Annotated in this window: 18 protein-coding genes and 4 tRNA genes; 6 read left to right on the forward strand and 16 right to left on the reverse strand. The window is 71.1% G+C overall.

Translation table 11 applies throughout. The features are described 5' to 3' along the window. Nucleotides 1-95: 95 nt before the first annotated feature. The 9 genes from ruvA to pgsA all read right to left on the reverse strand — a co-directional run bounded on the left by ruvA (nucleotide 96) and on the right by pgsA (nucleotide 7,342). On the reverse strand, nucleotides 96-839 hold the full coding sequence (gene ruvA / locus AC08OJ_RS04985) for a Holliday junction branch migration protein RuvA (protein WP_476595165.1): 744 nt from the start codon (nucleotides 837-839) through the stop codon (nucleotides 96-98). Then, entirely contained in the window at nucleotides 839-1,354 is a 516-nt protein-coding gene (gene ruvC / locus AC08OJ_RS04990; protein ID WP_476595175.1) for a crossover junction endodeoxyribonuclease RuvC, read from the reverse strand. The genes ruvA and ruvC overlap by 1 nt, the downstream gene beginning before the upstream one ends. Before the next feature lie 103 nt (nucleotides 1,355-1,457). Next, the gene (locus AC08OJ_RS04995) at nucleotides 1,458-2,213 is read right to left on the reverse strand and encodes a YebC/PmpR family DNA-binding transcriptional regulator (protein ID WP_462203079.1); all 756 of its coding nucleotides are present in this window, start codon (nucleotides 2,211-2,213) and stop codon (nucleotides 1,458-1,460) included. Between the two features lie 22 nt (nucleotides 2,214-2,235). Next, the gene (gene pdxT, locus AC08OJ_RS05000; RefSeq protein WP_462188109.1) at nucleotides 2,236-2,835 is read right to left on the reverse strand and encodes a pyridoxal 5'-phosphate synthase glutaminase subunit PdxT; all 600 of its coding nucleotides are present in this window, start codon (nucleotides 2,833-2,835) and stop codon (nucleotides 2,236-2,238) included. Next, entirely contained in the window at nucleotides 2,832-3,764 is a 933-nt protein-coding gene (gene pdxS / locus AC08OJ_RS05005; RefSeq protein WP_476592782.1) for a pyridoxal 5'-phosphate synthase lyase subunit PdxS, read from the reverse strand. Before pdxS ends, pdxT begins: the two co-directional genes overlap by 4 nt. Before the next feature lie 149 nt (nucleotides 3,765-3,913). Then, complete coding sequence (locus AC08OJ_RS05010; protein WP_476592783.1) at nucleotides 3,914-4,468, reverse strand: LemA family protein; 555 nt, start codon at nucleotides 4,466-4,468, stop codon at nucleotides 3,914-3,916. Between the two features lie 72 nt (nucleotides 4,469-4,540). Further along, complete coding sequence (locus AC08OJ_RS05015) at nucleotides 4,541-5,707, reverse strand: glycosyltransferase family 4 protein (protein WP_476595176.1); 1,167 nt, start codon at nucleotides 5,705-5,707, stop codon at nucleotides 4,541-4,543. A gap of 7 nt (nucleotides 5,708-5,714) precedes the next feature. Further along, nucleotides 5,715-6,593 (reverse strand): phosphatidylinositol mannoside acyltransferase, encoded by an 879-nt coding sequence (locus AC08OJ_RS05020; protein WP_476595166.1) that lies wholly within the window; start codon nucleotides 6,591-6,593, stop codon nucleotides 5,715-5,717. Between the two features lie 35 nt (nucleotides 6,594-6,628). Beyond that, complete coding sequence (gene pgsA / locus AC08OJ_RS05025; protein ID WP_476592785.1) at nucleotides 6,629-7,342, reverse strand: phosphatidylinositol phosphate synthase; 714 nt, start codon at nucleotides 7,340-7,342, stop codon at nucleotides 6,629-6,631. Nucleotides 7,343-7,535: 193 nt separating this feature from the next. Between pgsA and AC08OJ_RS05030 the strand changes: the two genes are divergently transcribed. After that, the gene (locus AC08OJ_RS05030) at nucleotides 7,536-9,722 is read left to right on the forward strand and encodes an elongation factor G-like protein EF-G2 (protein ID WP_476595167.1); all 2,187 of its coding nucleotides are present in this window, start codon (nucleotides 7,536-7,538) and stop codon (nucleotides 9,720-9,722) included. A 202-nt stretch (nucleotides 9,723-9,924) separates the two neighbouring features. On the opposite strand, the gene AC08OJ_RS05035 is transcribed toward AC08OJ_RS05030, so the two are convergent. Further along, a complete protein-coding gene (locus tag AC08OJ_RS05035) occupies nucleotides 9,925-10,494 on the reverse strand; it encodes an HIT family protein (protein WP_462188102.1) in 570 nt (189 codons plus the stop codon). Between the two features lie 1,341 nt (nucleotides 10,495-11,835). Next, nucleotides 11,836-11,907: transfer RNA gene (locus tag AC08OJ_RS05040), tRNA-Val, on the reverse strand. A 445-nt stretch (nucleotides 11,908-12,352) separates the two neighbouring features. Between AC08OJ_RS05040 and AC08OJ_RS05045 the strand changes: the two genes are divergently transcribed. Then, nucleotides 12,353-12,784, forward strand: coding sequence for an SsgA family sporulation/cell division regulator (locus AC08OJ_RS05045; protein WP_462188101.1), 432 nt, complete (start codon nucleotides 12,353-12,355; stop codon nucleotides 12,782-12,784). 137 nt (nucleotides 12,785-12,921) lie between these two features. On the opposite strand, the gene AC08OJ_RS05050 is transcribed toward AC08OJ_RS05045, so the two are convergent. Beyond that, nucleotides 12,922-14,103 carry a chorismate-binding protein gene (locus tag AC08OJ_RS05050; protein ID WP_462203077.1) on the reverse strand — a complete coding sequence of 394 codons (1,182 nt, stop codon included), beginning with the start codon at nucleotides 14,101-14,103 and terminating at the stop codon, nucleotides 12,922-12,924. A gap of 221 nt (nucleotides 14,104-14,324) precedes the next feature. Here AC08OJ_RS05050 and AC08OJ_RS05055 point away from each other — a divergent pair. From AC08OJ_RS05055 to AC08OJ_RS05065, 3 genes are all read left to right on the forward strand, one after another. Beyond that, nucleotides 14,325-14,397: transfer RNA gene (locus AC08OJ_RS05055), tRNA-Gly, on the forward strand. A 43-nt stretch (nucleotides 14,398-14,440) separates the two neighbouring features. Next, nucleotides 14,441-14,512: transfer RNA gene (locus AC08OJ_RS05060), tRNA-Cys, on the forward strand. A 13-nt stretch (nucleotides 14,513-14,525) separates the two neighbouring features. Then, a tRNA-Val gene (locus tag AC08OJ_RS05065) sits at nucleotides 14,526-14,597 on the forward strand. A gap of 137 nt (nucleotides 14,598-14,734) precedes the next feature. Here AC08OJ_RS05065 and AC08OJ_RS05070 read toward each other — a convergent pair. After that, entirely contained in the window at nucleotides 14,735-15,598 is an 864-nt protein-coding gene (locus AC08OJ_RS05070) for an N-acetylmuramoyl-L-alanine amidase (RefSeq protein WP_476592787.1), read from the reverse strand. Between the two features lie 100 nt (nucleotides 15,599-15,698). Next, the gene (locus tag AC08OJ_RS05075) at nucleotides 15,699-16,508 is read right to left on the reverse strand and encodes a DUF3097 domain-containing protein (RefSeq protein ID WP_476595168.1); all 810 of its coding nucleotides are present in this window, start codon (nucleotides 16,506-16,508) and stop codon (nucleotides 15,699-15,701) included. 176 nt (nucleotides 16,509-16,684) lie between these two features. On the opposite strand from AC08OJ_RS05075, the gene AC08OJ_RS05080 reads away from it, so the two are divergent. Then, complete coding sequence (locus AC08OJ_RS05080) at nucleotides 16,685-17,272, forward strand: isochorismatase family protein (protein WP_476595169.1); 588 nt, start codon at nucleotides 16,685-16,687, stop codon at nucleotides 17,270-17,272. Between the two features lie 129 nt (nucleotides 17,273-17,401). Here the strand turns inward: AC08OJ_RS05080 and AC08OJ_RS05085 are convergent, their stop codons facing one another. Next, on the reverse strand, nucleotides 17,402-17,695 hold the full coding sequence (locus AC08OJ_RS05085) for a DUF4193 domain-containing protein (RefSeq protein ID WP_476592789.1): 294 nt from the start codon (nucleotides 17,693-17,695) through the stop codon (nucleotides 17,402-17,404). A 289-nt stretch (nucleotides 17,696-17,984) separates the two neighbouring features. Continuing rightward, the gene (locus AC08OJ_RS05090) at nucleotides 17,985-18,518 is read right to left on the reverse strand and encodes a DUF3145 domain-containing protein (protein WP_476593693.1); all 534 of its coding nucleotides are present in this window, start codon (nucleotides 18,516-18,518) and stop codon (nucleotides 17,985-17,987) included. Nucleotides 18,519-18,688: the final 170 nt, after the last annotated feature.

Consider the following 18,688-nt stretch of genomic DNA (forward strand, 5'->3'; position numbering starts at 1 on the left):
CTCCCGCTCCGGCTGACCGCCGCCCCGGCTACCCTCGCCCCGGCTGACCAGCGCCCGACGCGGCCGCGCGCCGCCTGGCGGCGTCACAACGGCCCTCACCTGCGTAGCACGGCGAGGCTCGCGCGCAGCAGTGCCGCGGCGTCGGGCGGGGCGCCGCCGGTTCCCGCGCCGGCCCCGGCCCGGGAACCCGGGGCACCTTCCTTGCCCGGGACGTCTCCCTCGCCCGGGACGGCACGCTCGCCACCCGCAGCGGCGCCCTCGCCGGCGGGCGCGGCCAGGACCACGAGCGCCCGCGACACGGCGTCGTCGGCCTCACGACCCGAGTAGCCCAGGCCCACCAGCGCCTCCCGCACGGTCGCCGCGACCCCGACGGCATCGGCCGGCACCGGTTCCGGTCCCGACGTCGGGCGCGGGCCGGGCAGCGGCGCACCACCACTCGGCGGACCGAGCCGGTCCCGCAGGTCCAGGACGATGCGCTGCGCACCCTTGCGCCCGATACCGGGGACCTTCGTCAGCACCGCGAGATCCTCCTCGGCAACGGCGCGGCGCACCGTGTCGGGATCGTGCACTCCGAGCACGGCCTGGGCGAGCTTGGGCCCGACCCCGGCCGCGCTCTGCAGGATCTCGAAAACGTCGCGCGCATCGACGTCGGCGAAGCCGTAGAGGGTCAGCTCGGTCTCGCGCACGATCAGGGTGGTGGCGAGGGAGGCGGACTCCCCCACCCGCAGCCGCGACAGCGTCGACGGCGAGCAGTGGACGAGCAGGCCCACCCCGCCGACCTCGATGACGGCGGACAGCGGGGTCAGCGCGGTGACCGTGCCGGTCAACGACGCGATCATCAGGTGGATCCGCCCGGCGCGGCGGAACGGAACCGGGCCAGCGCCGGCCCGCGCCACAGGTGGCAGAGCGCCAACGCGAGGGCGTCCGCCACATCGGCCGGGCGTGGCGTCTCGGTCAGCCCGAGCAACCTGGTGATCATAAAACTGACCTGCGCCTTGTCCGCCCGGCCGCTGCCGGTCACCGCGGCCTTCACCTCACTGGGCGTGTAGAGACCCACCGGCAGGCCCCGCCGGGCGGCCAGCATGATGGCGACCGCCCCGGCCTGCGCGGTACCCATCACGGTACGCATGTTCGCCTGGCTGAAGACCTTCTCAACCGCGACCGCCTCCGGACGGGTGCGATCGAGCCAGGCGTCGATGCCGTCGGACACGGCGCACAACCGTTCGGCGACCTCGGCGGTGGCGGGGGTGCGCACCACCCCCACCTCGACCAGGCGGGCCCGGACACCGAGGCCACCGTCGACGACCCCCAGGCCACACCGGGTCAGCCCGGGATCGACCCCCAGCACCCGCATCCACCCTCCCGACCGCACGTTCACAAGAACATTCGTTCGATTCTAGGGGCGGCGACGCAACCGGACATCCACGACACGCCCAACAGATCGCCTGAGAAGACAATCAGCTGCCGACTAGCTCCATCACGTCGTCGGAGATGTCGGCATTGAACCAGACGTTCTGGACGTCATCGAGATCCTCAACCGCCTCGATGAGCTTGAGGACCTTGGCGGCGGGTTCGGCCTCCAGCGGCACGCTCACGCTCGGCAGCCAGGAGATGTCCGCGGAGGTGACCGCCAGGCCGGCGCCGGTGGCGGCCACCCGCACGGCGTGCAGATCGGTCGCCTCGGAGACCACCTCGAAGGCCTCCCCGACGTCGTTGACCTCCTCCGCGCCGGCGTCGAGCACGGCGAGCAGTACGTCGTCCTCGGTGAGGCCGGCGGTCTTCTCGATAAGCACGACACCCTTGCGGTTGAACAGGTACGACACCGACCCCGGGTCGGCCACCGTGCCGCCGTTACGGGTGATCGCCACCCGGACATCCGACGCCGCCCGGTTACGGTTGTCGGTCAGGCACTCCACGAGGATCGCCACCCCGCCCGGGCCGTACGCCTCATAGGTGATGTCCTCGTAGTTCACCCCACCGGCGAGCTCGCCGGAACCCCGCTTGACGGCCCGTTCGATGTTGTCGTTCGGCACGGACTGCGACTTCGCCTTGGCGATGGCGTCGGCGAGGGTCGGATTGCCCGCGGGGTCTCCGCCGCCCGTCTTGGCCGCCACCTCGACCGTCTTGATCAGTTTGGCGAACAGCTTGCCCCGGCGGGCATCGATGACCGCCTTCTTGTGCTTGGTGGTCGCCCACTTGGAGTGGCCGCTCATGACCTGCCTCTCTTGCGCCCGATCATCGACCGGACCCGGACGATCGGACGCTGTCGACGAATAGCCGGTGCACCCGGGCATCACCGGTCAGTTCCGGATGGAACGCGGTGGCCAGCAGCGGCCCCTGGCGGACCGCCACCGGCGCCTCGGCGACACGGGCCAGGACCTCGACCGCGTCTCCTGCCTTTTCTACCCATGGTGCCCGGATGAAGACCGCGTGCACAGGTGGCCCCGCCACCCCGACGACCTCGAGGTGTGCCTCGAACGAGTCCACCTGCCGGCCGAAGGCGTTACGCCGGACGACGATGTCCAGTCCGCCGATCAGTGGTTGATCCGGCCGGCCGCCCACGACGTCCCGCGCGAGCAGGATCATGCCAGCACACGAACCGAACACGGGCAACCCCGCGGCCACCGCCGCCCGCAACGGCTCCAACAGCTCGAACACGCGCAGCAACCGGCCGATCGTGGTGGATTCACCCCCGGGCAGGACGAGCCCGTCGACCTCGGCAAGCTCCACCGCGTGGCGCACCGCCACCGGCCGCGCGCCGGCCTCGGTGAGCGCCCGGGCATGCTCGCGCACATCCCCCTGCAACGCGAGGATGCCGATCCGCGGGCCACTCACCAGCCGCGGTCGGCGTAGCGGGCTTCCGGGGGAAGCTCGGTGACGTTGATGCCCACCATCGCCTCGCCGAGGCCCCGGGAGACCTTCACCAGAACGTCGGGATCCTTGAACATGGTGGTCGCCTCGACGATGGCCCGGGCGCGGCGCGCCGGGTCCCCGGACTTGAAGATCCCGGACCCGACGAACACCCCGTCCGCGCCGAGCTGCATCATCAGCGCCGCGTCCGCCGGAGTGGCGATACCGCCGGCGGTGAACAGCACGACGGGCAGCCGGCCGAGCCGGGCCACCTCGGCGACCAGCTCGACCGGGGCGCGCAGCTCCTTGGCCGCCGCGTAGAGCTCCTCGGCGGGCAGCCCCGACAGCCGGGCGATCTCCGCCCGGATGGTACGCATGTGCACCACGGCGTTGGACACCTCGCCGGTGCCCGCCTCACCCTTGGAGCGGATCATCGCCGCGCCCTCGGCGACCCGGCGCAGTGCCTCCCCCAGGTTGGTGGCCCCGCAGACGAACGGCACCGTGAAGCGCCACTTGTCGATGTGGTGGTGCGGGTCGGCGGGCGTGAGGACCTCGGACTCGTCGACGTAGTCCACCCCGAGCGCCTGCAGCACCTGTGCCTCGACGAAATGCCCGATCCGGGCCTTGGCCATGACCGGGATGGAGACCGCCTCGATGATCTCCAAGATCATGTCGGGGTCGCTCATCCGCGCCACCCCACCCTGCGCCCGGATGTCGGCGGGAACCCGCTCCAGCGCCATCACCGCGACGGCGCCGGCGTCCTCGGCGATGCGGGCCTGCTCGGCGGTGACCACATCCATGATCACGCCGCCCTTGAGCATCTCCGCCATGCCGCGCTTGACGCGGGCGGTACCGGCCTGCCGGGCGGAGTCGATCGCCGGGCCGGCGGCGGGGGCAGTCTGGCCCTCGGGCATGATGTGCCGTCTCTTTTCGCTGGGTCGGGTCGCCAGGGCCGCGGGGTACCGGCATGTCTGGCACCTGCATGCCGGCTACCCCGCCGGATGGTTCCCGTGCGGGTGGGTCGGTTTTCCATGGTACGGCGATCTCGCGACTGGCCGAGCCGTCAGGAGGCCAGCCCCGGCAGGTCGCCGCGAGGGACGCCCTCGCCGCGGATCGGCAGGGCGTCATCGATCTCGAAGTAGCCGGGGGGCAACCGACGGCCGGCCAGGTGCGCCATCCGCACCACGCGCCGGCAGGCGAGTGCCCGCAGGTCGCGGACCGCGTCGTTGTGGAACTGCCGGGCGAGCGCGACCCGGGCCGCGCAGGAGTCGACCGCATGCAGCTCGGCGGGGTGGTGCTGGCCTGCCGCGGCGACCTCGGCGGACCGTAACGCCCGGCTCAGGGCATTCTCGCTCTGCTCGACCGCGGCGTCCAACGCCCCCCCGGCGAGCAGGCCTGGATAGGCCGTTCGGGCCCGGGCCACGCTCTCACCCAGCTCGGCCAGCTCACACCGCAGGGCCAGCTCGCGCGCGGCGTCGGCGCGGGCGACCAGGTGCGCCACCAGCCCGCCGCGGGCGTCCGCGACCCGGGCCGCGAGTCGGTCGAGCCGAGTGGCCAGCCAGGTCAGATAGGTCGCGATCGCCACCACCAGGGCGACCACCACCACGACGACGGTCATCCCGCGCAGCGTAACCAACGGCCGAATGTGACGTGGCTCTAGGTACCGGGACAGGTCAGTTACCGGGGCAGGTCAGTCCCCACTCCTCGCGTCGCCCCGGACCGGCGGCTGCGTCGCCGTCGCGACCGACACCCGCATGTCCCCGGAGACCATCTGGTACACCCCGACGATCCGCTCGGCGATGACCCGCCAGTCGTAGGCGGCGGCGACGGCGCGACCGCGTTCCACCAGCCGCGCGGCGCCGGCGGGATCACGTAGCACCTGGGCCAGGGTCGCGGCCAGCTGCGCGGGATCGCCGACGTCGAACAGCCTGCCGGCGCGCCCGTCATCGAGGACCCGGCGGAAGGCGTCGATATCGCTGGCCACCACCGGGGTCCCGGTCGCCATCGCCTCGAGCAGCACGATCCCGAAGCTCTCCTGACCGGTATTCGGGGCGCAGTAGACCTGCCCGGAGGCGAAGACCCGGGGCTTGTCGGCGTCGGAGACCATGCCGACGAGGCCGACCCGCGAGCGCAGGGCGGGCTCCAGCCGGGCCCGCACCGCCGCCCCGTCACCGGGCCCCGCCACCAGCAGCCGGACACCGTCGATCTCGGCGGCGAGCGCCGGCAGGGCGGCTAGCAGCACGTCAAGGCCCTTGCGCGGCTCGTCGATGCGCCCGAGGAACACGACGGTGGGCCGCCCGTCGTCGTAGCCAGGCAGGGGCCGGGCGCCGGCGAAGTTCTGCACCGCCACCCCGTTCGGGATCAGGACGGCGTCGGCGCCCAGATGCTCGACGAGGGTGCGCCGGGCCGCCTCGGAGACCGCGATCCGGGCCCGCAGCTTCTCGAACGACGGCTGCAGCGCGCCGTGGGCCGCGGTGAGGAACCGCGACCGGGGGTTGGCGGTGTGGAAGGTGGCGACGATCGGCCCGTCGGCCAGCATGCAGGCCAGGAGGCTGACGCTGGGCGCGGTCGGTTCATGGGCGTGCAGGACATCGAAGTCGTGCTCACGCAGCCAACGGCGGACCCGGGCGGCCGAGACCGGGCCCATCAGAAGCCGGGCAACGGAGCCGTTGTAAGGCAACGGTAACGCCCGGCCCGCGTCCACCGCGTAGGGCGGCAGGGTCCGTTCGTCGTCCACCGGGGTGATGACGGATACCTGGTGACCGGCGGCGATCAGGGTCTCGGCGAGGTCACGCACGTGCATCTGGACCCCGCCCGGTACGTCCCAGGCGTAGGGGCAGGCCAGACCGATCTTCACGGCGGCGTCATCCGTCGTCACGCCAGATCCGCTGGAGCATGTGCCAGTCCGCGGGGTGCGCGGCGATGCCGGCGGCGAAGGCGTCCGCAAGTCCCTGCGTCATCGTCGGGATGTCGCTCGGCTCGACGGCGGGATGGATCCGCCCGCTCCACCCGTCATGATCGAACCAGAGCGTGGCGGGCAGCAGCGTCGCCCCGGTGCGCAGCGCGAGCGCCGCGGGCCCGCCGGGCATGGTGGCCGTGGCGCCGAAGAACCTCACCGGGATCCCGCCGCGAGAGAGATCCCGGTCCGCGAGCAGGCAGAGCATCCCCCCGGCCAGCAGGCGCTCGGTGAGCAGGTCGAACGGGGGAGCCTGCCCGCCAGTCAGCGGGACGACCTCCATGCCGAGCTCCGAGCGGAAGGCCAGGAACCGCTCGAAGAGCGCCTCCGGCCGCAGGCGTTCGGCGACGGTCGTGAACGGCACGCCATTCGCCACCAGCCAGGCGCCCGCCTGCTCCCAGTTACCCATGTGCGGCAGCGCCACGATGGTCCCCTTCCCGCGGGCGTGCGCATCCCACAACCGATACTGGTCCAGCAGCCGCAGCCGGCCGACGACGCGGTCCAGACCGATCTCCCGGAGGCGGAACACCTCCAGCCAGTACCGCGCGTAGGAGCGCATCGCCGCCCGGGTCAACCGGTCCAGATCGGTTCCCGGCGGCGCCACTCGGGCGAGGTTCGACCGCAGCCGGCGCACCCCCCGCCCGTCGCGGCAATAGGCCAGGTCGGCGCCGAACCGGAACGCCGCGGCGGCCACGGGGTGCGGGAGCAGCCGGACGCCGCGCCAGCCCAGCGTGTAGGCGAGGTCGGTGAACCGCCCGGCCGCCGTCGCCCGCCCGCCCGCCGTCAACGCTCGGCCCTTCGTCGGATCGTCTCGATGACCGCTCAGCGGCCGTTGCGGCGGGGGCCGAAGGCGGCCGCGGCCCGGGACGCGGCCGTGGTCCGGGACGCAGTGGCCGGGGCCGCCCTTGACGTCGGCGGGGAGGGCGGGTCTCCCGCGCGGTACCACTGCCGGTAGACGTGGACGACCCGCTGGACGACCGTCAGCATGGTGGCACCGACAAGGAACCACAGCGCCGCGGGCAGGAGGTAGGGCACCCCGATGCCGTACAGCCCGGCGGCGACCAGCAAGATCAGCAACCGCTCGCCCCGTTCGGCGAACCCCACGTCACAGGTGAAGCCGAGTCCCTCGGCGCGGGCCTTGACGTACGAGGTGATCAAACCGGCGACCAGGCAGATCAGGGCCGCACCCGCCAACGGCAGGGAATCGCCGTCGCCGGCGTACCAGAGGACGAGCGATCCGAAGATCGCGCCGTCGCCGACCCGGTCGGACGTGGAGTCGAGAAAGGCCCCCCACTTGGAGGAGATGCCGCGGGCGCGGGCGATGACCCCGTCGATCAGGTCCGAGAAGACGAACAGCGTGATCACTACGGCGCCGAGGAAGAACACCCCGCGGGTGAAGAACCCCAGAGCCCCGCCCGCGACCCCGACCATGCCGATGATCGTCACGGCGTCCGGTGACACCGACGACCGGGCGGCCCACTGGCTCACCGGGTCGAGCAACTTCTGGATCTGCGGTCGTGCCTTGCTAGCGAGCATGTCCGTCCCGTCGTCCCGCGTGGTCGTCCGCGTGGTCGTCCCACGTGCGCCCGGCTTCGGGCGGTCTTCACAGTACAGCCGCCACGATCCGCGCATTCCCGACCACGGCCGCCCTCGGGCTTGTGTCCCAGGTAACAGGGGAGGACGCTGCCGTTACCGAACAGGCCGTTACCTCCCAGTCAAGGAGGCGAGGATGTCATCAGCCTCGTGCGATGTGCGCAACGTCGTCCTGGTAGGCCACACCGGTGCGGGCAAGACGGCTCTGGTGGACCGTCTGCTCGCCACCGCCGGGCCGCCGGACCGCCAGAACGGCGACCGTCAGACCGCCCAGACCAGCTACGTCGGCCACGCCGATCCCGAGCGTCGCCCGGCACGGTCGGTCAGCCTCACCCTGTGTTCGGTCAGTCACCGCGGGCTTACGATCAATCTTCTGGACACCCCGGGCTATCCCGACTTCGTGGGCGAGCTGCGGGCGGGCCTGCGGGCCGCCGACGCCGCTCTGTTCGTCGTCAGCGCGGTCGACGGGGTGGATGGCGCGACCAGCATGGTGTGGGCGGAGTGCGCCGGGGTCGGCATGCCCCGCGCGATCGTGCTCACCCATCTCGACCATCCCCGGGCCGATTTCGCAGCGGCCGTCCATGGCTGCCAACGGGCCTTCGGGGCCGGCGTGCTGCCGGCCTACCTGCCCGAGCGGGAGGCCGGCGCCTCGATGCGGCTGGTGGATCTGCTGTCCGGGCGAGTGCTGGAGTACCCGGGCAGCGGCCGCCAGGAACTCGCGACCCCGGCCGGCCTCACCGGCCGGTACGCCTCCGCCCGCGCCGCCCTGGTCGAGGGGATCATCGCTGAGAGTGAGGACGAGACCCTCCTCGACCGGTACCTGTCCGGTGATGAGCCCGACACCAAGCTCCTGCTCGGCGATCTGGAGACCGCGGTCGCCCGCGGGACGTTCTTCCCGGTGTTGCCGGCCGGTCTGCTTCCGGGTTCGACCTCGGGCCCGGGCGCCGCGGCAGGGGGCGATCGGGGCAGCGGGCGGGCCGGCGGTTTCGGCTCCGTCGAGTTGCTGGACCTGTTCGTGCAGGGGTTCCCTTCACCGCGGGAGCATCCCCTGCCGCCGGTGAGCCGCCCTGACGGCTCCCCTTGCGACCAGAGCCACGGTGATCCGGCCGGGCCGCTCGTGGCCGAGGTCGTGAAGACGACCACGGATCCTTACGTGGGCCGGATGTCAGTGGTCCGGGTGTTCTCCGGCACGCTGCATCCCGACGATGCGGTGCACGTCAGCGGGCACGGCAGAGCCGCGGCCGGGCACGCCGACCACGACGACGACGAGCAGGTCGGGGCGCTCTCCCGGCCGTACGGCTCGGTTCTGCACACGGTGGGCGAGTGCCCGGCCGGCGGCATCTGCGTGGTGACGAAGCTCAGCACCGCCGAGACCGGCGACACCCTCTCCGATCGCGACGACCCGCGCTACCTGCCCGCATGGTCGATGCCCGAACCGCAGCTCCCTATCGCGATCAGGGCCCGCAGCCGCGCGGACGAGGACAGGCTGTCGACCGCACTCGGCCGGCTGGCCGTGGAGGACCCGACGCTACGGATCGAGCAGGACCCCGAGACCGCCCAACTCGTCCTGTGGTGCATGGGCGAGGCCCACAGCGACGCGGTCCTGGAACGGCTCGCCCAGCGCTACGGCGCCGCGGTGGACCGGACCGCGCCCCGGATCCCGCTCCGGGAGACGCTGCGTGCCCCGGCGCGCGGACTCGGCCGTCAGGTCAAGCAGTCCGGTGGGCACGGCCAGTTCGCGGTCTGCCAGATCGAGGTCGAACCGCTCCCGGCGGGTGGGGGCTTCGAGTTCGTCGATGAGGTGGTCGGCGGCGCGGTTCCCCGGGCCTTCATCCCCTCGGTGGAGAAGGGCGTCCGGGCGCAGATGGCGCAGGGCGTCCGCACCGGCCATCCCATGGTTGATCTACGGATCCGCCTCGTCGACGGCAAGGCGCACAGCGTCGACTCCTCGGACATGGCCTTTCAGATCGCCGGCGCACTGGCGCTCAAGGACGCGGCCCGGGCCGCCGGCGTCGTCGTGCTTGAGCCGATCCTGGCCGTTAGCGTCCTGGTACCCGACGAGTACGTCGGGGCCGTGATGGGCGACCTGTCCACTCGCCGAGGACGGGTCGTCGGGATGGAACCCGTCCCGGGCGGGCCCGGGGCCACCCCCCGGACGGTCGTTCACGCAGAGGTCCCTGCGAGCGAAATGATCCGATATGCGATTGAACTACGGTCCTTGAGCCACGGCACGGGTAGCTTCACGCGGGACCATCGCGGCTACGAGCCGATGCCACCACAGCTTGGGGATGCCCTGTCGGCGGAAGCGAAAAAATCGGCATAAAGCAGGAATCCGACATAAAGCGGGAAAGACGGACGACCGGCAACCCTCGGCCCGGCTCAGGGAGAATTGCCGGTGGGAGACATCGGTGACCGCGCACCCGCCGCATCGGGCCCGGCGCCGGGCGGGACCCGGTGCGGCGGGCAACCCCGACGGGAGCGCCCCGACCCGGCTGCGGCCTCCACCGGGCCCGGCGCTACCCGCCCTACTCGTCGGGCGCGGTCTGCGCCCAGGCCTGGGCGAGCATCTCCCTGGTCTGCCCGAGCAGGGCGGGGAGCACCCTGGTCGCGCCCACCACGGGCATGAAGTTCGTGTCACCGCCCCACCGCGGCACCACGTGCTGATGCACGTGCGAGGCGATCCCGGCGCCGGCGACATCCCCCAGGTTCATGCCGGTGTTGAAACCGTGGGCCCCGCTGGCGGCCCGCAGCGCACGGAGCGCGTGCTGAACGAAGAATGCCATCTCGACGATCTCTTCGGGGTCCATGTCGGCGTAGTCCGCGATGTGGCGATAGGGCACAACGAGAAGGTGACCGGCATTATAGGGGTACAGATTGAGGACCGCGTAGACGCTTTTACCCCGAGCAACCACGAGGCCGTCCTCGTCGGACATCCCGACAATGGAACAGAATGGGCATTCATCGTCACGGGAGCGGCCCTCGCCCCTGATATAGGCCATGCGGTGCGGGGTGTAGAGCCGCTGGAAAGCATCCGGACCGCCGACCCCGGCCTGCTCCTCCAGGGGAACCCCCTCGGGTGAGACCTCGGCCGTCACTGGGCGGCCGCCACGACGCCGCCCCGGCTGAGCCGAGTGAACACGCAGGCAGCGCCCATCGAGCGGGCCATGGGCACCGGAACCTGCTCGGCCATCAGCAAGGGCGCCGCCTCCCCGGGACGAGCTCCCCAGGGGGAGCAATATCGTCTCGTCAATTTATCAGGATCTGAGCGACGAGAGACGCCCGCGGTACGCGAGGAGGCTCGCGTGCGGGTGCGGTCCGGCGCATGAAGAGGGAGACTGACGGCGTGGGGGGGTCGCCGCCAGTCCCCCTCAAGTGACGTAATCGGTTTCGAACCACGGCGCCCTGGATCTGACGCGAGGATGATGCACACGAAGGGTCCGCGACCGGGAGGAGCCCTCCCGGCGCAACCCCGCGAGAAGCCATCGCGACAACCTTGCGACAACCCGAGCCCGTTACGCCCTGCCCGGCCAGCTTAGCGGACGTTAAGGCGATCTGTACAGCGTCGGCGGCACCTTCATGGGGAAAACGCCAATCGGACCTGGCGTGGACCCCACTCGCAAACCAGTGACCTGCGGAAAGGGGCGGGACGCACAACGATGCCGATCCACCATGGACCAACCGGTATACCAACGGCCACCGGAATCGTTCCACGGCGACGCACGGCGTCGACCATCTCCAGCACGCGGAGCTCCACGGGCACCACGAATCAACAGCATGCGCCCGAAAGGTGGACAGGCCCGCTCCCAAGGACCGCGATGCATCGCGGCGGCGGCTCGCGCGATGCGCCCGGGGGCCCGGCGACGCGGGCTCGGACGTCACTTTCCGTAAAGAACGAGGCTCGGAGCCGACCCCGGGTCGAGGTATCGACGTGCTCGTCGCCCACACTGTCTCCCGGGCTGGAGCACCGGCCCGGACCCCCTCCGGGATCCGCCTCCATCGGTGGTGTCCCCACCAAAGTGGGGGTAGATGTTGATTCGTCGCCAGCCCACGACGTCGCGGCCCAGACACCCAGAAACCGGCCAATCGGGGAGATTTCGCACCGCTCCCCGGGACAGGCGCCCCACCGGCAGTGGACAGCTCCGACCACCCTTCGAGGCGCAGCACGCCGCGGAGGTCGGGGGCAGCCCCGGGCAGGTCTCGGGCGGGACCGGGACGGCCTCCTACCGGGGGAAACGCGCCGAGTCCCACCGGCGGGAGAGGACACCGCCAAGCCGCACCACCCGTTTGGGGTAGCCCCTCCCAGGCACCGACGGACCCGCCCTGACCAGGAAAAACGCCGCATCGCGGGGGGCGCGAAGATCATCCACAGAGCAGATGTCCCGCGGGAGCACAGCAAGCTCCCGACCCGGGAGCGGAGCATAGCAAGCCCAATCGCGTGGGCGTACGTGGTTTCGAACCACGGACCTCTGCCGTGTGAAGGCAGCGCTCTACCACTGAGCTATACGCCCTTGCCGGTGGGGCCACCGTACACGCCGAGGATACGGGCCGGCGAAGGGGGCCGACGGCGGGGGGTCGACGGACGGATGGGGCGATGTCCGCCGTCCTGCCCGGTGGCCGGACTGGGTCAGGTTCGCCGCGACTGGCCGTGGTTGAGAAGGGTCCCGACGGGGAAGACGTGAGGGGGAACGGCCTTGGCGGGATGGCCTGACGCTCGAGGGACGTTTGGACACTACGGACGGTAATCATCTATAGGATTCAAGTAGAAGATCCGTCCGACAGTCGGCCGAACCATGATCACTCGAGGCAGGTCCACCCTTCCGGGCCAGGCAACTCGCCCGAACTACCGTAACGGATGTTGTCTTGGCATAATCTTGTTTCCAACGGGACTCGGAGAGGGAACTATCCCGTTACACGGGTGCTCGCCCGCACCATCGCACCATGAGAGGCCGCCCGATGACTATTCGTCACGATTCAATCACCGCAGAACTCGCCCTCCGCCTTGTCGTCCCCGGGGCGGCGCCCGTGCCGGTCGCCGCCACCGTCCGGTACGAGCCTGCCGATCCGTACGCGATCAGCATCGGCTTCCGCACCGGTGCGGACGAGGTCGTGGAGTGGACGTTCGCGCGCCAGCTCCTCAGCGACGGTGTGCGCCGACCCGCCGGGGATGGCGACGTGCAGGTGTGGCCTGCCGCCCAGTCCGGGGGACGGATCGTCTGCCTGTCCCTGTCCAGCCCGTCCGGGCATGCACTGTTCGAGATGCCGCGGTCCGAGGTGCTGGCCTTCCTGCGGCGGACGTATTCAGCCGTCCCCCTCGGCGGAGAGAGCGACATCATCGATCTTGATGCCGAACTCGCCCTCCTCATCTGGGGTGGCCCCGAGCGATGATCTCACCGGGGTCGGGACCGCTGCCCGATCCCGGCAAGCCGGTGTGGGCATTTTGCGACTGGGGGAGACCCTTCCCCACCTGCATCCGAGGCAGCTTCCACCCAGTCACACACAGAGCACCCGCCCGCCTGGCCAGGCTAGCGCCGCCAGGCGGGTTCTTTTGTCCTCGGCCCACCGCCGGTGCCCGGCCTATCGTCCGATCGGCTCGCCAGCCCCACCAGCCGGTCGGCCTTCAGCTCGGTCTCACGCCACTCTGAGTCCGGATCGCTCCCCCACGTGATACCAGCGCCGGTACCGAACCAGATCCGGTCGTCCTCGATCCAGAACGTACGAATGCCAACAGACAGCCAACCCACGTTCCGGTCGGCATCCACCCAGCCAATCCCTCCGCAGTAGTAGCCCCGAGAGGCCGGTTCCAGTTCTCGGATGATCCGCAGCGCGCTCGACTTCGGGGCGCCGGAGACGGAACCCGGCGGGCAGGCCGCCGCCAGGAGGTCCTGCCAGCCCACCCCCGGCCGCAGCCGGGCCCGGACGGTCGAGACGAGGTGCACGAGACCGGGGTGCTCCTCCACTGCGCAGAGCGAAGGCACCGTCACACTTCCCGGGCGAGCGACCCGCCCAAGATCGTTGCGAACAAGATCGACAATCATGATGTTCTCGGCGACGTCCTTCTCCCGCAGATCCGCCGCCGTCCGACCGGTTCCCTTGATGGGCCTGGAACTCACGACGTCGCCCTGGCGGGAGAGGAACAGCTCCGGAGAGGCGCCGACGATGCGCACCCCGGCCTCCGGCACATCCAGGACGACCGCGTACGGCGCGGGATTGCCGGCGGCTACGACAGCCGCCAGGGCACCGAGATCGACACCGGCAGCACAGGCACCGGGACCCCCCGCGCGTTCCGCCGCGGGCGCAGGCAGGGGTGCCGACAGCAATCGGCAGAGATTGACCTGGTAGACCTCCCCCGCCGCAATGCGCTCACGGATCGCCACAACCCCGTCGAGGTAGGCCGCCCGGTTCATGGTTGTCGTCCATGCGGCTCGCGGCGGTCCGAGCCAGGGGCCACGCCGCAGCGCCGCGGCACCACCGGGAGGCGCCGGCCGCACGTCGGCGAACCGGATGCAACGGACGGCCCTCTCGAAGTCGACGACGACCGCCCAGAAGCCATCTCGATCCAGCACCGCGGCGTCATCACTGATCTCCACGACCTCAGTCGCGAACCGGCCGCCGGCGAGCAGGAACGAGGAGACATCCCACGGGGGTGCCGGTTCCACACACCCGAGGGGGCTCGCCTCCCGAGCCGCCACGTTCGTCTCGCTCATTCCGATCACGCTACCGCCGCCCGAGGTGACCCGCCGCCCAGGGCATGGACCAGCCCCTCGACGGCCGGCCGGCCGCATGGACGTGCCGTGGGCGAAAGCCGACGTTCATCCGGAGAACCTTGACCCAACGCAACATCTCAGCGATGCCCGCCGGACGGTTCGACGTCTGGCCCGATCGTCCGCTAGAGTGCTACCTGCACCGTCGAGAAGGGCGGAGCAGCGCGGACGTGGCTCAGTTGGTAGAGCATCACCTTGCCAAGGTGAGGGTCGCGGGTTCGAATCCCGTCGTCCGCTCGGGAGCAGAGAGGCTTGAGGTCCGTCCCCAGTGGCCTCCCACGGCGGAGTGGCCGAGTGGTTTAGGCAAGGGCCTGCAAAGCCCTGTACGCGGGTTCGATTCCCGCCTCCGCCTCTGATCCTTTCGCGGGCGATTAGCTCAGTGGGAGAGCGCTACCTTGACACGGTAGAGGTCACTGGTTCAATCCCAGTATCGCCCACCGCGAGACACATTCTCGCCCTCCTATGAGGGCCATCCGTCACGGGTGGCCCTCTGCGTGTGCGACGGCCGGTGGGCGCCCGGAAATCCGACAAGGGGCCCCGGCCGCCGTCACGCCCATCACCGGACGAAGCCGGGTCAGCCCGGGCCAGGCGAGGACGCCTCGTCCCCCAGCAGGAACAGCGTGATCCCGTCCGCGAGGCCCGCCGCCGCCCGGGCCCGCCAGGCCGGGTCGGCAAGCTCGGCCGCATCGGTGCGGTTGCGCATGTTGCCGCACTCCAGGAAGATCTTCGGCACCCGCGAGAGGTTGAGCCCACCGAGATCGGAGCGGATCGTCATACCATCCTCGCCCAGGTAGTCCACCAATGGCTGCCCGGTGGCCCGGCCGAAGGCGGATCGCACCATCACCGCGAGACGCGCCGACGGGGCGAGGATCGGTGCGTTGGCCCGGTCCGGGCTGAGCGCGGGCGCGATGACATGAAAGCCGCGTCCGTCCGCCGGTCCCCCGTCGGCATGTATCGACACCACCGCGCCGGCCGAGACCCGGTTGCCGATGCGGGCCCGCTCGTCGATGCACGGGCCCACCCCGGAGTCGTTGTCGCGCGTCAGGATCACGCTCGCGCCCCGGGAGCGCAGAATGGCCGCCGCCCGCCCCGCGACGTCGAAGGTGAAGGCGTGCTCCGGGTAACCGCTGTCGGTCTCGGCGCCGACGGTGTCGCATTCCTTGTCGAAACCGCCGGCCGGGACCCGCCGGTTGATCGACGCCGCGGCGGCGCCGTTTCCTCCGTTGTGCCCGGGGTCGAGGACGACCTTCCGGCCGGACAGGGCGGTTGGTGAGGTCCCGTCCACGCCGGGCCGGGCCGGGCCGGGTGCGCCCGGCCCCGCGGGCCCTCCCCCCACGAGATGCAGAGCCACCCCGGCGACCAGGGCCACGACGACCAGGGTCACGCCGGCCGCACCGACGATCCGAAGCAGGATCGATAGTCTGATCCGTGCCGGCATTCGGTGTCTCCCGCCTACGGAGGGGGCCCGTCCCCGCCGAAGTGACCGTACGCGGTCGGCTGCGCGGCGCGCGTACGGGGGGGCCGCCCGGGCCCGGCCGTCAGCCGGCGACAAAATCGATCAGTCGTTCCACCGCGCCGAGCAGGCCCACCTCAAGGTCGGTGTAGCTGTCCACCGAGGCCAGGACCCGGCGCCACATCTGCGCCGGGTCCTCCACACCGAGGGCCTGACAGACCCCTTCCTTCCAGGGCTGGCCGCGGGGAATCTCGGGCCAGCGGGGAATGCCGACCGACGCCGGCTTCACCGCCTGCCAGATGTCGATGTAGGGATGACCGGTCACCAGGACGTGGTCACCGGCAACGGAGGCGGCGATCCGGCTCTCCTTCGACCCCGGGACGAGATGGTCCACCAACACGCCGAGCCGGCGGCCGGGCCCCGGGCGGAACCCCGCGACCACCGACGGCAGGTCGTCGACCCCGTCCAAGCTCTCCACCACCACCCCCTCGATGCGCAGGTCGTCACCCCAGACCCGCTCGACCAAGGCGGCGTCGTGCAGACCCTCCACGTAGATACGGCTCGCCCGCGCGACCCTGGCCCGGCGGCGGGGCACCGCGACGGACCCGGACGCGGTGCACGCCGCGGGGGCCGGGGTCCCGCGGCGGGGACGCACGAGGGTCACCCGCGCGCCCTCGATCAGGAAGGCGCCGGGTTCCAGGGGGAAGACCCTCCGGATGCCGTGACGGTCCTCCAGCGTCACCCCACCGTTCTCGCTGCCCACCACGGCCCCGCAGAACCCGGTGGCCACGTCCTCGACCACGAGGTCACGCTCGAGCTCGACCTCCGGCGGACGCGCCTGGCGCGGACGGGCGGGGGGAGCCAGGACGTCCGGCCCGTAGTCTCGGCTACGCATCCTGCGAACCTAAGCCGACGCACCATCATGATCAGGGATATCGACGCGGGCGTGTCGAGATGCGACAGTGTGGTCATACCGAACGGACGGGTACACCGGGACAGAACAGACTGGTACACCGGGAGAGGTGGGTACACCGCGACGCGAGGGCGGAGCGCGACGGAGGGGACACGACGATGAGTCAGCGTTACGGGCCGGGGACCGCTCTGCTGATCGTGGACGTGCAGAACGACTTCACCGATCCGGCCGGCAGCCTCTACGTGGCCGGTGGTGAGCAGATCATCGCCGGGATCAATGCGGAGATCGCCGCGGCGGTGACCGCCGGCTCCCCGGTCTTCTACAGCCAGGACTGGCACCCGCACGAGACCCCGCACTTCGTCACCGGCGGCGGGATCTGGCCGCCGCACTGCGTCGGGGATACCCCCGGCGCCCAGTTCCATCCCGACCTGATCGTCAAGGGTGAGGTGATCCGCAAGGGGGTCGACGGCAGCGACGGCTACTCGGCCTTCTCGGTGCGTGACCCGGCATCGGGGAGGCGAGCCACAACGGTGCTCGGTGAACGGCTGGCGCAGTTGGGCGTGTCGACGGTGGTGGTCGTCGGGCTGGCCAGCGACTACTGCGTCCAGGAGAGCGCGCTGGACGCTCGGCTGCGGGGCCTGAAGGTGCTGCTGCCACTCGACCTCACCAGGTTCGTCAACCTGCGTCCGGGCGACGAGGAGCGAGCCGTGGCGCGCATGCGGGACGCCGGCGTTCTGGTCGGGTGAGGAGCCGGGCCGGGCCAGACGAGCCCGAACCGCCGGTAGCGGTCGAGCCCGAACTGATCGTGGAGCTGTCATCGGCAGCTGTCATCGGCGGTGGAGACTGATCGAGAGCCGATCAGACCACGCGGTCGGTCAGGCCGCGCAGTCCCGGCAGATCATCCGTCGCTCGTCCACGAGCTGGCTGCGGTGATGCACCAGGTAGCACTGCGTGCAGGTGAACTCGTCGGCCTGACGCGGCAGCACACGGATGTTCAGTTCCTCGCCAGACAAGTCGGCGCCGGGCAGGCCGAGCTCGGTTTCGAACGGGTCAACGTCGTCACCGAGATCAGCCGCCGCGTCCGCCCGCCGAGCTTTGAGAGCCTCGAGGCTCTGCTCCGAGGCGTCCTCGATGTCAGCTGTACGAGGGGTGTCGTAATCGGTGGCCACTGAAGTAACTCCCAGAGAAGTTGTGCGTAGTCGTGCGCAACCCACAACGCACGACCGCCGGGGTATGTGCCCGTCAGACCCGCGCTACCCCGATGTGGGCTTCACCACACCCTCGACCCCCAGACGCCCCGGAGAATCCCCCGATCTTGACCGACGACGCTGCCGCCCTGATCTTCCGCAGCCCAGGAGCCTCGTCCACCCCGCCGGCCCGCCCGGCCGACGTCCAGCAGCTCTCCCGCGGCAGCCGGTCGGCACTGCCGGTACCCGGTCACCTGGCTGCCCCACCCGGCTACCCGGTCCGGCGCAGCCAGGTGATCGGGGCGCCGTGGGCGCCCCGGCGCAGTGGTTCGAGCACGTCGTCCCAGGCGGTTCCGAGCAGCCGGTGCAGGCCCCGGGAGAGCGCCTCCCGGGCCTCCCCCCGTTCCAGCAGAGCCCGCAGCGCCGCCTCCCCCACGACGACGTCCCCGTTCGCGGCGATCGCGGCGCGGTGCAGCCCCAGATCGGGGGTGTAGGAGTACCGCTCGGCGTCACACCCCGGTGAGGGTCCCTCGACGGTCTCGAACGTGACGTACCCGAGCCGGCGCAGCGCGCCAGCCACCCGCCCCGCGGTACCAGGCGACGCCCGCCACTCCAGCCCGGCGAAGAGGAATCCGGGCATACCGGGCTGCGCCGTCCAGGTCAACGACAGTGGCGACGACAGAACGCCGGACACGGCGAACTCCAGGTGCGGGCACAGCACCGGCGGACAGGCGAGAACCGCCAGCTTGCCCGGCACGGCGAAGGACGACGAGCCGGATGACAGCTCACGAGTTGTCGGGGACATTGCGACCACGCGGGACCTCCGTCGACGAGGAACGCCTTCCCCTGCGCCCGTCGACCCGCCCCCGTTTGGCTGGGTGAATCGTCCCATGGTCCGGCTCAGCGGACTAGCCCTACCTCCTCCTGAAGTATCATTAAATGGCGGGAAGTTTTGTCCGCACCAACCATTGGTGA

The sequence above is a fragment of the Frankia sp. CgKIO3 genome (assembly GCF_977946435.1).